The sequence below is a fragment of the Bacillus sp. EKM206B genome (assembly GCF_011066015.1).
Lineage (GTDB): Bacteria > Bacillota > Bacilli > Bacillales > Bacillaceae > Bacillus > Bacillus velezensis.
Genome location: NZ_JAAMNL010000004.1, coordinates 162,629 through 175,820 on the forward strand (window position 1 = coordinate 162,629; position 13,192 = coordinate 175,820).

A 13,192-nucleotide genomic window follows, 5' to 3' on the forward strand; every position below is an offset into this window, starting at 1 on the left:
TGATCTACACGCAACGGCCGAATAAAGCCGTTCCATTGCTCACTCATAGTCGGACATTTACGGTGACCGGTAGAAACTTGCGTGCCATATCCACGCCATTATATGAGTGTTCGTATGATATTAATCAAATTATAACAAGATACACTTCTTTTGCATAGTGAAATTTGAATATTTCCGAACTTTTACAAAGAATTGGTTTTCAATTATTCGTGTTTTTGGAATTTTTAGAAAAACACCCGGTGTATGCCGGGCGTTTCGTTTATAAATATAAATTTGAATATTTGCCGACGAGATACTCAATGAGATATTGAACGTTCAGCTCTTCTCCCGTTGCATCTTTTATGATGTCAAGCGGCATTTTGCGTCTTCCGTGCTGATGAACCTTTTCTGTCAGCCATTGTTTGATCGGCTCAAAATCGCCCCGTTCTATTAATTGGTCAAATTCAGGCAGATCCTCAAGCATGGTATGCTTCAGCTGTGCCGCATACATATATCCGAGCGCATAGGAAGGGAAATAGCCGAAATCTCCGCCCGCCCAATGTACGTCCTGCAAAATGCCTTTTGCGTCAGATGGCGGCGTAATGCCTAAATAATCATGATATTTTTGATTCCACAATGCAGGCAGTTCTTCCACTGTCACTTCATTGCTGAAAATCGCTTTTTCAATTTCATAACGGATAATAATATGAAGCGGATATGTCAGCTCATCGGCTTCAATTCGGATAAATGTCGGTTTCGCCTCGTTGACAGCGCGTACAAAATCTTCTCTTTTCACATCTTGAAATTGATCAGGCGAAGCCTCAACCATTTTTTCATAATAGGCGGTCCAGAAATGTTGATTTCTGGCGATAAAGTTTTCATAAAATAACGATTGGGATTCATGAATTCCCATGGATGCACCGTCAGATAAGTTCGTTCCGCTCAACGCTTCGTCAATATTCTGCTCGTAGATCGCATGCCCGCATTCATGAATCGTTCCGAAAATCGCCGTGCGGAAATCGTTTTCGTCATATCTGGTCGTTACCCGCACATCGCCCCGGTTGATTGTCGTCGCAAACGGATGCACCGTCTCGTCCAGGCGGCCGCCGTCAAAATCATACCCGAACTCTTTTAAGAAATACAAGGAGAGGGCTCTTTGTTGTTCTTTCGAAAACGTTTTCGTTATAAAGGAAGTGTCCGGTTTATTGCCGGATTCCGTCACTTTTTTGATAAGCGGAATAATCGCTTCCTTCAATTCAGAAAACAGCTGATCCAGCACCTTTACCGTAACACCCGGTTCGAAAATATCGAGCAATGCGTTGTATGGATGATCTTCATAGCCCCAATACGAAATAAACCGCTTATTAAAATCAATCAGCTTCTCAAGGTACGGAGCAAACATAGAAAAATCAGAGGCAGCCTTTGCATCCTCCCAAGCCGTTTCAGCTTTCGATGTTAAAATGACATATTCTTTATACTCATCTTCAGGAATTTTTTTATTATGATCATAATCTTTTTTCGCAAGTTCCGCCGCTTTCACTGTATCTTCAGAGAGCTCTTCTGCATGCGCGAGAAGGATGTCGATCAGCTCTTTCATCCGGTCGGATGTCTGGATTTGAAAAACGTCAGCCGACAGCTGTCCGATGCTTTCCGCCCGGTCATCAGAGCCTTTTTTTGGGGCTCCCGTTCTTAAGTCCCAATGCATAAGTGCAATGGCTTCTTCATAGTGGGATACTCTTTTTAACAGATCAAAAAACTCTTTTTCATATGTATGTAAATCCATATCCGTTCCCCTCCCTTTTCACTATCAATTACAGGCTAATGGAATGCCGTGATAAAGTCAACTTCCCGGATTTAAAAAAGCCGCAGGATAAGAATCCTGCAGCTTTTGTTTTTATACGATTTTCGGTGTAACAGGCAAGATCTTTTTGACTTCGGCCAAGACCCGTTCACTTTCTCCGCCCGCATAAATGGATATGGTTCCGCTGTCCTGATTAGAACGGATGAGGCGGCCGATTCCCTGCCGGACTCTCAAAAGCATGTACGGCAGATCAACTTCCTCAAACGGATCTTTTTTCGCTCCGTTCCGCTTTGCGGTAAACACGGGATCATGAGGCGGATACGGCAATGCCCAAATGGTCACATTCCGGAGCGAGTCACCGGGAATGTCAAGACCTTCCCATAAGTGGACGGAACAAAGCACGGATTCTTCATCCCGCTGGAATTTTTCGACCAGACTGCTGATCTCTTCATCACCTTCGTAGTATATCGGATACGGCAGCTCCCACGAGGCAGCCTGTTCTTTAAATTCCTTCATGTCTTCAAAGGAAGGGAAAAGAACGAGGGTGCGTCCTTCATTCTTCTTAATGGTTTCAATCGTTTCAGCTGTTTTCTGCTCAGACGTCATGTCACCGTGAAGCGCAACAGACATTTGCTCCTCGTAATCGTACGGAGATTCAACGGTGAATGATAAAGGGTCACGGATTCCGAGGCTGTCAGCGATATAATCAAATGAACCGCCCTCAGAAAGAGTGGCCGATGAGAAGATATAAGGAATCTTTTTAGAAAAGACCTTTTCTCCCAAAACTTCGGCTACAGTTCTCGGCATAACAACAAACGTTGAGTCTGTATCCCGCGTTTCAAGCCAGCTGATGGCATCCTTTTGATACAGCGACAGCGAATATGCCATTTGTTCGACGTATTCTTCTACAACTGACAGCTCGTACTTATCGATCGTATACATTTCCGATTCAAATACGAGCGCCTCGCCGATTTTATCGAGCAGACGGCACAGTTCGTCAGCCGCACGCTTAACACGCTGGTCGTTTTGGATGTCCAATCGGTGAGAGCCTGCGATTTCCTTCGATTCCTCTGACAGCACATAGAAAAACTCATCGTTTGCGGCAAGGGCATCTTCAATCAGTTCGGCGAATTCCTCTCTGATATCATTTTGAAGCAGACGCTCTAAAAACAGCTCAAGCGTCGACTGCTTCACGCGATACGTTAACGCTTTTTGCGCGGCGAATTCCAGCAGATGTCCTTCATCAAACACGACGGCGCTGTGATCCGGCAAAAGCGGCAGCTGTCCTTCCCTTTTGCGTGATTCTTCCGTCCATACATGCTCCATGTAGAAATCATGGGAGCAAACAATCAGATCCGTTGATTTTCTGTAATGATCTCTCGAAAGTGTTAAACCGCATCTATGTCTCATATCACAAGTTAAACAATCTTGGAAGGAATCATAGCTGACGCCTGCCCACTCTTCATTCGTCAAATCAGCGTACTGTTTGCGGTCGCCGTACGGATAAAAGCGCTGCATCGCTTGTGATTCGTGTACGAATGAAGGCAGCGACTCATAAAGATCCAGCCACTTTTCATCATCAGAACGCTGCATCGTTTTCTCAAGCTTTTTCAGACACAGATACTGCTCATGGGATTTGGACAGCCGTGTATCAATCTGCAGATCCAAATGTTCTGTCAGCTTGGAAATGTCGCCTTCTTTTTTGACAAGCTGTTCAATTAACGTTTCATCGGCGCATGCGATAATGGCCGGTTTACCCGTATATCTGGCATAGCTGATGGCAAACAGCAGATACACCAGCGTTTTCCCCGTACCGACTCCTGCCTCAGCGAACATGACCTTTTTCTCTTTAAATGCCCGTTCAAGCTGAAACGCCATAAATACCTGCTCATCCCGAAGGTCAAAGCCTTTCTCGGGAAGGATATCGTAAAACACGTCACCAATCCAATTGTTCAATTCTTCGTAAAAATTCTTTTCTTTTGTTAAAGCAAAAGGCAAACGTGATGTTGTCACCCAACTCCAACCCCTAACTATTCGGCATTCAGACCATCTATAATATCATTTAACCCTTTTCAATACAACAAAAAAACTTGGCCTCGCCAAGTTTTTGCCATTATCATTTCCGGTTAATGATATGTGTACATAGGAACGGATGGTCTGTTGAATGTGTATGTTTTACCGCATTTTCAAGTTCTTCCTGTGCGTGTGTCATGACGGAAGGACCGAACTCCGCTCCGGCTTCCTCCAGCCGGAAAGCAGTTGCGTCTAACGCCTTTTGTATTTTACTGAAGTGCTCGCTGTTCAGCATAAAATAGATCACCTCTCAAATAGAAATAATCATCATTCTATGCCGATGCTTCACTTTCTATACATGCCATTCTGAATGATCCGCACCTGACCTGCACAAACTACAACAGATATTCGATCGAATATCCATCTTCACAAAATTATTCTATCCGGGAGTGATGGTTACATGAGTTATAAAGATCGATTAGATCAGCATTCTGAATTGTTTCATCACAATTGGACGCGGCCGAAACGCTCTAAATCGCAAGTGAACGGCCACACCGAAATGTCCCAGACCAACATTATTTTACGGAGCAACGCAAAAGCGCACCGCTGGTAATGGCAGAATAAAACGTAAAGATGCTTACAGGCTGTCGAATATCGACAGCCTGTTAAAATTAATCTACAGAAAAATTTTTCTGACTATTTTCTTTTCTCTACATAAATAGTTTTGGATTGAACTGCGTCTTTCATTTTCCCGCCTTTGTATAACTCAACATTAACCTGCCATCTCTCTTTAAATGTAGGTTTTAGTAGTTTACTGAAATAAAACTTTTTAACAGGTGTTTTATTCGAGAATGAACCCTTATGGGAAAAATTTCCGATGTTGTATTCCCCATCTAAGGTGGTAACACCCATTCGATAGTTCAATGTCCCACATTTTCCGTTTGTTTGAGCATATACATCAATAGAAGTAGCTTTTCTTGTATATGTTGTTGCATCAGTCCAAACCCTAGCTTCACAACCTTTAATTCCTTGAACTGTTTGCCATGAACTCATTGCTGCTTCTGCTTTAGGACTGCAAATAAATGTAGAGCCTGCTATCAGTAATGCAGAAGCACCCATCAAGATTTTCGAAGTTTTCTTCATTAATTCCAACTCCTTCATATTTTTACATAAAATATTATAAATCGATATAATATATATATCAAGACTAGTAGGTAAATTTTATAAAATTATTAATCTATGGCTACTTAATATAAAAGGCGAATTCGTTAAGAATTTGCATTTATTAAGAGAAATTATGTATAATAAATCGTTCATAAAAACTTTATTCCCCAATATACTCCAAAGATATTTATACTAAATAGCCGAAAAACAGGAACTTAAGTCCCTGTTTTTCGGCTCCAACTTGAAAATCTATTCATAGCCTATTTTCAAAATCAATATTACCACAAAAATCCACTATAAAAGGTACTATATTTTTGAAATTGTTTTTTTCTTTTTAGCCCAATACTGATAATAATCCGTTTTGATAAAACCGTTAAAGAGCTTCCGTTTTTTGGTTGCTTTTCTTCCGTAGACCTCTTCAAATTGTTCATTTGACGTTAACATGTAGACAGACCATGTATCAAGAGATTCAAATGCCCGGCCCATTTCTTTATACATCTGCTCGACTTCCTTTTTTTCGCCGAGCCGTTCGCCGTACGGAGGGTTTCCGACGATTACGCCGTATTCGAGTTTCGTCGTAAAATCCTGCACCCGCATTTGTTTGCATTCGATCAGGTCACCAAGTCCCGCTTCTTCTGCGTTTTCTTTGGCGATGTTTACCATCCGGTGATCCACGTCACTGGCAAAGATCTGCAGCGGCTGATCATAGTTCGCCTTTTCTTCCACTTCAAGACGCGCCTTGTCCCACAGTTCTTTTCCGATCCATTCCCAGTCTTCTGAAACAAAATCACGGTTAAAACCGGGAGCAATGTTTTGCCCGATTAAAGCGGCTTCGATGGCGATCGTGCCGGAACCGCAGAACGGATCGACGAACGGACGGTCAGGCGTCCAGTTGGTTAACTGAATTAACGCGGCAGCGAGCGTCTCTTTAATCGGAGCTCCTCCCTGATCAACCCTGTATCCCCGTTTGTGAAGGCCTGTTCCTGATGAATCCAGTGTAAGTACGGCTTTATCTTTTAAAAGGGAAATCTCCACCTTATACTCGGGGCCCGTTTCTTCAATCCATTCATTTTGTTTTCCTGATTGCAGTTTCAGCTTTTCCGCTATCGCCTTTTTGACGATCCGCTGGCAGTCAGGCACACTGGCAAGCACTGATTTCACGGACTTTCCAATAACGGGGAACTTGGCGTTTTCCGGAATGTACGCGCGCCAGTCAATCGCTTTTGTTTTTTCAAACAGCTCATCAAACGTTTTCGCCTGAAACTCGGCGACCTGTACTTTAATGCGGTCAGCCGTCCGCAGCCATAAGTTAGCCCGGCAGATCGCAAGCGCATCTCCTTCAAAAATGACTTTTCCGTTGTCTACTTTGCATTCATAACCTAAATCACGCACTTCTTTGGCGACGATCGCTTCGATTCCCATCGGCGCTGTCGCTATTAGTGTGTACTTCTTCATCGTATCACCCTGTCTCTTTTTAAGCTTTCGTTTCATTCAAGATAAAAGCTCCCCTTTAAAGGAGAGCTCTAATTTGTCATATCAATAATGTTTAACGCTCTGTAAGCCATGTTTTGTTCCGTCGTACTGCAATCGGCTCATCACCTCGTACTCAGGCGGCAATCATCTATCTACAGAAAGCATTCTGTCCTTCTATCTGTTCAATTCCTTCAAGAAGGTTCCCCTACCAAAATTTGGGTTTCTCGCTCGAGGGGTTTACCGCGTTCCACTCTCACCATTTCTGATGAGACTTCGTCACTGTGGCACTTTCAAGGATACTCAGCCATATCCGGAGACGTAGGCTTTTTTCCTGCCGTCAGCCTATCAAGGCTGCCCTAGCTTATTTCTTCGCTAGGCACGAACACTACGGGCATCTCAGCACCGTGCGAGCATGGACTTTCCTCTACAGATTCAAAGATCTGCAGCGATTACCCGAACGTTAAGAACACTTGTTCATTATAAAGCAACTTGTCTCATTTGACAAGTGCATCTGCCCTATTCGTCATAAAGTTTGCTTCCGAATACATGTTTCTCAAGGTTGGACAGCCTTTTCAGAATGTCAAAGTTGGTCGTATTGGACTGCACCGGCTGTTTTTTGCTTGCTTCTTCAAGCTGTTTTTTCAGCTGCAGATTTTCTTGCTGCAGTTCTTCAATTTCTTGATGAAAGGTTTCATAATCCTTAATAATCATATCTAAAAATTTGTCAACGTCTTCTTGTCTGTAACCTCTAACGCCTGTTTTAAATTCTTTTTCCAAAATGTCTTTCGCAGAAAGCTTTACTTTATCAGCAAGCATCTTTTTCACCTCATATCGTGAATCATCATGTTATATTTTATTCAGAAACACGTCCCGTTGTCAAATATTCTCTGACGTGTTATGTAAAGAAATCTTCTTCTTCAACGGCGGCACGGAGATCATCCATCGTAATCGAATAAATCGGATATCCGTCTGTTTCACGGCGTTTTTCTGCCTGCTGCAGCATATATTTCGGCGATCCTTCCATTTCAGGATCATATAAAAGCAAAAGCGCATCTGACTTTTCAATAAAGAACGCGTTTTTCTGCCGGAATTGGAGCGGACTTTCGTACGGCCGATGCGTCAGGCTCTCCTCATAATCTGCCTGAGCAAGCACCGCTTCATACATTTCTTTATTCGGTTCCTTCCACTTTTCTTCTTGACCGTAGAAAGGCGTGATAACGGCAACCTTTAATTCCGGATACTCTTCTCTGAGATCGTATGCCGTTTCAGCCGCCCAAAGCTCAGTCCCCAGCTGTCCGGATATGAGAATCCATTCCAAGCCTTCGTCAATAAAGCTTCTGAGTCTGGTTTCTATCGCCTTTTTTATATAAACAAGGGCCTGGTCATCCTGTTTAAAAATCCCGAGTTCAAACGGCTTGTATCCTGTTACGGCTAATACTTTCAATTGATCACCTGCTTAAAAAATGGGGCTCCCCATCGGGCCCCATTTTGATTTGCTGATATCCTAACCGATCTTGCTTAAGCGTTCAATACTAATGATCGCAGCAAGGGCTTCCGCACTGAAAATGCTGGTGAGTTGTCGGGTCAACATTTGAAAAAGTGTGCGGATAGTAATGAACGTGCTCAAAGTTGTGGTGATTTACGTTAGTTGTATGTTGCGGATGAATATGCGGCACAACCGTGTTAGAAAAGCAATGGTGTTCACAGCAATGAGTCGGATGGACAATCGGCGGCATCACGTTTGGTCTGCAACAATGATGATGAAACATGCTAAATCCCCTCTCCATTAACTTTTATTACACTGTTAGGTTATGAAGAAAAGAGGGTACATGTTCTAATTCAATCACCCAATTTAAAAGTGCGTCAGCAAACTGTCTTTAAAATTCGAAAATACAAACGCAATCAAAAAAACCACGACAAAGAACAAGTAAAAAACACCTTTATACATACCAACTCTCCCCTATAAATAACTAACGCTATTTTACAAGATGCGGCACCATTCTACAACAAAATCGATGCGGATTCAGAAAAAAATATTTTTGGCGAAACAGCTCGGCTTTTGCGCTTTCCCGGGCAATATTTCAAGAGGAATATTTCCTCTTGAGCCGGGCAATTCTCACATGGAGCTTCTCGGCTTCTTTTTCCGATATTTCCCCGTCTTCTGCCGCCTGCTGCGCGACCTGCAGAGCTTTTTTGTAATCTTTTGCGTGATGCTCAAAATAGATCGCCAGCTCTACCGCTGATTGGTGTCTGCATATGTGAAGAGCAGAGCCCGTCAGTTTCTCCCAAAGGGGCACGGCGTCTTGCCTGCGGTTTTGTTTTTTATAAAGCATTGCTAAGTCAAAAAGGGCCCGATCCGAATCTTCAAAGGCTTTGCCTTGCAGCGCTTCCAGCTGTGAAACAGCCCGATCGGTTTCTTTATGAGCGATAAACCATTTCGCCATGGCGTATGCTTCCTGACGTTCTGACGTTTGATCAGAAGATGCAAAAATCTTTTTTGACATATGGATGTAAAGAGCGATGAGGGAAAGCACATCTTGTTCATTATGTGAGAGCACTCCCTTTAAAAGAGCCGGGTCCTCCGCCTTTAAAAATTGAAAATACAGCATCGGCGCCAAATAACCAGGTGTGTCTTCGTCCCTTTTAAAAGCAAGCTCTTCATTTTCAACCGCTGAAAGCGATACACGCTCTAATTTATGTTTCCAAAGCCGTCTCGCCCCGTGCAGAAGATCAAAGTGACCGAAGTCAGGAAGTTTCGGAAGCCTGTCCCGGAGCAATGTATGCCTAGTTTTTACCTGCGGCCAGTCAAAGGCTTTTCCGTTATACGTAACAAGAGACGTAATGTCAACCTCACTTAAAAAGCTTTTGTAAAGAGCCGTCTCGTTTCCCGGTTTAGGAAGCAGATGCTGTTTAACCGCGACACGGTCTTCATACACTCTTGCATGACCGAGCAAAAAGATCATATTGCCGGCCCCGCCGCCGAGGCCGGTCGTTTCAGTATCAAAGAAGAACAGCTGGCTTTTTTCGTATCCTTCTGCTGATAAAGTATGTGTCAATCCGCCTTTATTCCATAATGCCATGACGTCATCAAGTTCACTGAAGCTGTACCGTCCGTGGCGGTGCGAAAGCGGATAGACGGTTTCGCGGATAAGACAGTATTCATCCTCAAAAAAGAAAGGCTTCACTCCGAATGCCTCCCATTCTTCTCTAAATGGGACTTGAATATCCGGGACCGAAAGTTGTGAAGATGCCGGCTTTTTTTCAGCTTCCGGCACATTCAGGTGGTTTTTCATCCGCTTTAATTTATTTTTCAAGGACATCTTTCGTCCCCCTTTTCTTTTACACGTAATTCAAGAGCCGGAGTATCGCTTTCTTTGCATCTATTCCTTCTATTTCGGAGCCGATGCAGGAAGGACATCCGTCTTGACATGGACATTGTCTGATCAGGCGCTCAGCCCCTTCATTGATTTCATCAAATCGCTTATATACTTCATCGGCAAGTCCGATTCCGCCCGGATAATGATCATACAGAAAGATTGTCGGAAGTCCGGTATGTGCGGCTTTGATTTGCGGCACGACATGCACGTCATTTCGGTCGCACATGACGTATACAGGCACGATATGCTGCAGGACGTGGGCAATGCCTAAAAGCAGCTGTTCAAGCGTTTTTTCGCCGATCTCCGAATCCGTCTCTTTCAATTCAAGCCAGGCAGCACTGGTATGCAGTTCTTCTTCTGGAAGATGAATCGGCCCTGATCCTATATTTTCAAATGTCGTCATTTTAATTTTTTTAAATATTGTCGGAAGTGCGTTCACGGTTACATCGCCGAAATGTAAGGCCGTTTTCTTTCTGCTGTCCGTTCTGTCAATGTCCAGCACTTTCAGCTGCACCGCTAAATTGGCATCTGTATAATATTCGACATCGACCTTTCGCACGTACGCTTTTTTATGATCCCAATCAAGCTTTTCAACCTGGTACTGCACCCCTTCATGAAGATAAATCGCTTCATCATGAAGAAGCGTCATCGCGCTGAAGCGGTCCATTTCTCCGATGATTTTTACATCAGCCGTCTCTGACCGGTCAACGATGACCACGTTTTCCTGTGACGCCGAACGGAGACTGATGTTGGAGGCGGGAAAAGATTCGCTCGCCCAGTGATAGCGTTCGCGGTTTTCGTGAAGCACCCCTTCTTCTTCTAAATACTCGAGAATATCTCTTGCATCATTTTCTCCGAATGTTTCATCGGCTCTGAAAGGCAGCTCATACGCAGCGCATTTCAGGTGATCGACCAATATAATGAGATTATCAGGATTAATCCTTGCAGATTCAGGCGAGCGTTTAAAGAAATAATCAGGATGGCGCACAATATATTGGTCAATCGGATCAGAGTTCGCCACCATCACGATAAGCGCCTCTCCCTGCCGCCGCCCAGCCCGGCCCGCCTGCTGCCATGCGCTCGCGACACTGCCCGGGTACCCCGTCATCACGCAGACCTGAAGCTGGCCGATATCAACGCCGAGCTCCAGCGCGTTTGTGCTGACAACGCCGAGAATGCTGCCGTCTCTTAACCCCCGCTCTATTTCTCTTCTTTCTTTCGGAAGATATCCGCCGCGATAGCCTCTGACAGACTTCGACCCGATTTCTTTTTTTACGATCTCCTGAATGTGGCTTAAAATAATTTCAACCCGGACACGGCTTCTGGCAAAAACAATCGTCTGGATCTTATTTTTTAAAAAAGTTTTGGCAAGTTCGTTCACTTCCACGGTGGCGCTTTTTCGAATATGCAGCGGTTTATTTACAATCGGAGGATTGTAAAAAGCAAAGTGCTTTCTTCCGGCCGGGGCGCCGTTATCGTCAATCAGACGCACTGATTTTCCCGTCAGCTGCTCCGCCAATTCCCTCGGATTGGCGATTGTGGCGGATGTACAGATAAATGACGGCGTGCTTCCGTAAAAAGCGCAGATTCTCATTAAACGGCGGATGACGTTCGCCACATGGCTGCCGAATACGCCGCGGTACGTATGTAATTCATCAATGACAATATATTTCAGGTTTTCAAACAGACTCACCCATTTTGTATGGTGGGGAAGAATGGCTGAATGAAGCATATCAGGGTTTGTGATCACAATATGCCCGGCCTTTCTGACTTTCTGCCTGATGGCCGGAGACGTATCTCCGTCATAGGTAAAGCTTTTAATGTCCATGCCCGTCTCGTCTATGATTTCGTTCAGCTCGCTTTTTTGATCCTGCGCGAGCGCCTTTGTCGGAAATAAATAAAGCGCGCGGCTTGAGGCATCTTCCGCGATAGACTGAAGAACCGGAAGATTATAGCACAGTGTTTTTCCGGAGGCCGTCGGTGTGACAGCCACAATGCTTTCTCCGTTTTGAACCGTCTGAAAAGCGGAGTATTGATGTGTAAAGAGCCGCTCGATCCCCCTCTTTTCGAGAGCCGCCCGAATGTTCGGATCTACTTGCTCCGGCATCGGCATGGTTTTCGCCTCCCGCGGTTCCTCTTCATGCCAATGCACAATATTTTCATGATTTTTTAATTCCTGAATCAGTTCGCTCAGTGATTTTTTCTTCATCGTTCACACCTCTTTATGAGGTACAGTTTACCGAATATTTGTTTGCCTGGCTAGATGAAAATCCTGCACAAGAAAAAAAGCAGGGAATCAGCCCCTGCCTACTTCATTTTTATCGTAAAAAGCTCTGTTTGTCCTTTTTTCGCTTCATTTGCGCCTGCAAATTGCAAAGGTTCTGCGGCATCGCCATTCATAATCACCATAGGGATGACGGTGCTGCTTGCTTTTTCTTTTATTAAATCCAGCCGGCACGTTAAAAGCAGATCGCCTGTTTTCACTTTGTCTCCTTCTTTTACATGCGCTTCAAAGCCTTCACCGTTCATATTGACGGTATCCAAACCGACATGTATCAAAAGTTCCGCTCCGGAAAGGGTGCGGATGCCGACAGCATGTTTTGTATGGAACAGCTGAATCACTTCTCCCTCAACCGGTGAAACAATGTCTCCGTTTGCAGGCTCGACGGCGATCCCGTCCCCCATCATTTTTTGTGAAAATACGGGATCCGGCACTGAAGCCAAATCCATCACCGCTCCGTCAGCCGGAGAAAAGATCACTTCCTCGGCCGGCTTTTTCCGGCTGTCTCCCAATCCGAATAATTTTTTCAGCAATGTGTTGTGCTCCCCTTCCTAAATGTGAATCCGTTACCAGTTTATTCTCCACTATTTAACCATACTTTCTTTTTTCCTTCAATTCTTAACCATACGGCATAACATCGCATAGTCTGTTTGTAAAAAGGCGGTGGTCATATGGATCAATCACAAAACGATAAACTTGATCCGCAAAGAAATGAGGACATCATCAGCCATGCGATGGACCAATTTTTTCACTCAGGTCCCTTCGCAGAATTGATGCAGGGTTTTCAGCACCTTGTCAATTCGGCTTTTACTGAAGCGCAAGTGACGATTGACGTCAGAGAAGAGCCGACGGGCCTCGCGGTTGATATCAGCGTTCCCGAGACATTCCGTGACGGTGATATGCTGGTGGAAACGAAGGGGTGCTACCTTCACGTTACAATCCGCTACGATCATAAACAGGCTCATTCATCCCATGTGTCTTCAAGCATGACAAGAACCGTTGTCCTCCCGTATAAGGTGAGTGAAGAAGATATGGAAACATCCTGGAATGAACAGACGCTTACCCTCTTTTTCCCTAAAAAATAAGCATGAATGATGGATATCA

13 protein-coding genes, 1 other RNA gene, 1 pseudogene and 1 riboswitch are annotated in these 13,192 nt (G+C 44.3%); of the genes and pseudogenes, 2 read left to right on the forward strand and 13 right to left on the reverse strand.

The features are described 5' to 3' along the window. Window positions 1-26: 26 nt before the first annotated feature. Window positions 27-126, reverse strand: a riboswitch (purine riboswitch). Between the two features lie 133 nt (window positions 127-259). From G9F50_RS09775 to G9F50_RS09785, 3 genes are all read right to left on the reverse strand, one after another. Next, window positions 260-1,762, reverse strand: coding sequence for a carboxypeptidase M32 (locus tag G9F50_RS09775; RefSeq protein WP_060562802.1), 1,503 nt, complete (start codon window positions 1,760-1,762; stop codon window positions 260-262). A gap of 111 nt (window positions 1,763-1,873) precedes the next feature. Continuing rightward, a complete protein-coding gene (locus G9F50_RS09780) occupies window positions 1,874-3,793 on the reverse strand; it encodes an ATP-dependent DNA helicase (protein WP_060562801.1) in 1,920 nt (639 codons plus the stop codon). 103 nt (window positions 3,794-3,896) lie between these two features. Next, the gene (locus tag G9F50_RS09785) at window positions 3,897-4,088 is read right to left on the reverse strand and encodes a hypothetical protein (protein ID WP_025852643.1); all 192 of its coding nucleotides are present in this window, start codon (window positions 4,086-4,088) and stop codon (window positions 3,897-3,899) included. A gap of 165 nt (window positions 4,089-4,253) precedes the next feature. Between G9F50_RS09785 and G9F50_RS09790 the strand changes: the two genes are divergently transcribed. Beyond that, window positions 4,254-4,406, forward strand: coding sequence for a YpzG family protein (locus G9F50_RS09790; protein ID WP_003153548.1), 153 nt, complete (start codon window positions 4,254-4,256; stop codon window positions 4,404-4,406). A gap of 83 nt (window positions 4,407-4,489) precedes the next feature. Here G9F50_RS09790 and G9F50_RS09795 read toward each other — a convergent pair whose 3' ends face one another. From G9F50_RS09795 to G9F50_RS09840, 10 genes and pseudogenes are all read right to left on the reverse strand, one after another. Further along, window positions 4,490-4,936 (reverse strand): hypothetical protein, encoded by a 447-nt coding sequence (locus G9F50_RS09795; protein WP_041482202.1) that lies wholly within the window; start codon window positions 4,934-4,936, stop codon window positions 4,490-4,492. A gap of 327 nt (window positions 4,937-5,263) precedes the next feature. Further along, window positions 5,264-6,412 carry a THUMP domain-containing class I SAM-dependent RNA methyltransferase gene (locus tag G9F50_RS09800; RefSeq protein WP_060562926.1) on the reverse strand — a complete coding sequence of 383 codons (1,149 nt, stop codon included), beginning with the start codon at window positions 6,410-6,412 and terminating at the stop codon, window positions 5,264-5,266. A gap of 97 nt (window positions 6,413-6,509) precedes the next feature. Next, an RNA gene (gene rnpB / locus G9F50_RS09805) (RNase P RNA component class B) lies at window positions 6,510-6,891 on the reverse strand. 55 nt (window positions 6,892-6,946) lie between these two features. Further along, a complete protein-coding gene (gpsB, locus tag G9F50_RS09810) occupies window positions 6,947-7,246 on the reverse strand; it encodes a cell division regulator GpsB (protein WP_003153541.1) in 300 nt (99 codons plus the stop codon). A gap of 79 nt (window positions 7,247-7,325) precedes the next feature. Then, entirely contained in the window at window positions 7,326-7,874 is a 549-nt protein-coding gene (locus G9F50_RS09815) for an SLOG family protein (protein ID WP_012117830.1), read from the reverse strand. 88 nt (window positions 7,875-7,962) lie between these two features. Next, the gene (cotD, locus tag G9F50_RS09820) at window positions 7,963-8,199 is read right to left on the reverse strand and encodes a spore coat protein CotD (RefSeq protein ID WP_003153539.1); all 237 of its coding nucleotides are present in this window, start codon (window positions 8,197-8,199) and stop codon (window positions 7,963-7,965) included. Between the two features lie 83 nt (window positions 8,200-8,282). Next, window positions 8,283-8,390 (reverse strand): annotated as a pseudogene (locus tag G9F50_RS09825) (hypothetical protein); the annotation flags it as partial. Between the two features lie 121 nt (window positions 8,391-8,511). Then, entirely contained in the window at window positions 8,512-9,750 is a 1,239-nt protein-coding gene (locus tag G9F50_RS09830; protein ID WP_059368445.1) for a ribonuclease H-like domain-containing protein, read from the reverse strand. Between the two features lie 19 nt (window positions 9,751-9,769). After that, window positions 9,770-12,016: a DEAD/DEAH box helicase gene (locus tag G9F50_RS09835; protein WP_012117832.1), complete on the reverse strand. Its 2,247-nt coding sequence runs from the start codon at window positions 12,014-12,016 to the stop codon at window positions 9,770-9,772. A gap of 98 nt (window positions 12,017-12,114) precedes the next feature. Further along, window positions 12,115-12,621 (reverse strand): PTS sugar transporter subunit IIA, encoded by a 507-nt coding sequence (locus G9F50_RS09840; protein ID WP_012117833.1) that lies wholly within the window; start codon window positions 12,619-12,621, stop codon window positions 12,115-12,117. Between the two features lie 138 nt (window positions 12,622-12,759). Between G9F50_RS09840 and G9F50_RS09845 the strand changes: the two genes are divergently transcribed. Further along, entirely contained in the window at window positions 12,760-13,173 is a 414-nt protein-coding gene (locus G9F50_RS09845) for an Hsp20/alpha crystallin family protein (RefSeq protein ID WP_017418017.1), read from the forward strand. Window positions 13,174-13,192: the final 19 nt, after the last annotated feature.

Bases quoted from the DNA above. Each gene is read 5' to 3' on its own strand.
- G9F50_RS09775 (WP_060562802.1), bottom strand. From the start codon at position 1,762: ATGGATTTACATACATATGAAAAAGAGTTTTTTGATCTGTTAAAAAGA.
- G9F50_RS09785 (WP_025852643.1), bottom strand. From the start codon at position 4,088: ATGCTGAACAGCGAGCACTTCAGTAAAATACAAAAGGCGTTAGACGCA.
- G9F50_RS09790 (WP_003153548.1), top strand. From the start codon at position 4,254: ATGAGTTATAAAGATCGATTAGATCAGCATTCTGAATTGTTTCATCAC.
- G9F50_RS09795 (WP_041482202.1), bottom strand. From the start codon at position 4,936: ATGAAGAAAACTTCGAAAATCTTGATGGGTGCTTCTGCATTACTGATA.
- G9F50_RS09800 (WP_060562926.1), bottom strand. From the start codon at position 6,412: ATGAAGAAGTACACACTAATAGCGACAGCGCCGATGGGAATCGAAGCG.
- gpsB (WP_003153541.1), bottom strand. From the start codon at position 7,246: ATGCTTGCTGATAAAGTAAAGCTTTCTGCGAAAGACATTTTGGAAAAA.
- cotD (WP_003153539.1), bottom strand. From the start codon at position 8,199: ATGTTTCATCATCATTGTTGCAGACCAAACGTGATGCCGCCGATTGTC.
- G9F50_RS09830 (WP_059368445.1), bottom strand. From the start codon at position 9,750: ATGTCCTTGAAAAATAAATTAAAGCGGATGAAAAACCACCTGAATGTG.
- G9F50_RS09835 (WP_012117832.1), bottom strand. From the start codon at position 12,016: ATGAAGAAAAAATCACTGAGCGAACTGATTCAGGAATTAAAAAATCAT.
- G9F50_RS09845 (WP_017418017.1), top strand. From the start codon at position 12,760: ATGGATCAATCACAAAACGATAAACTTGATCCGCAAAGAAATGAGGAC.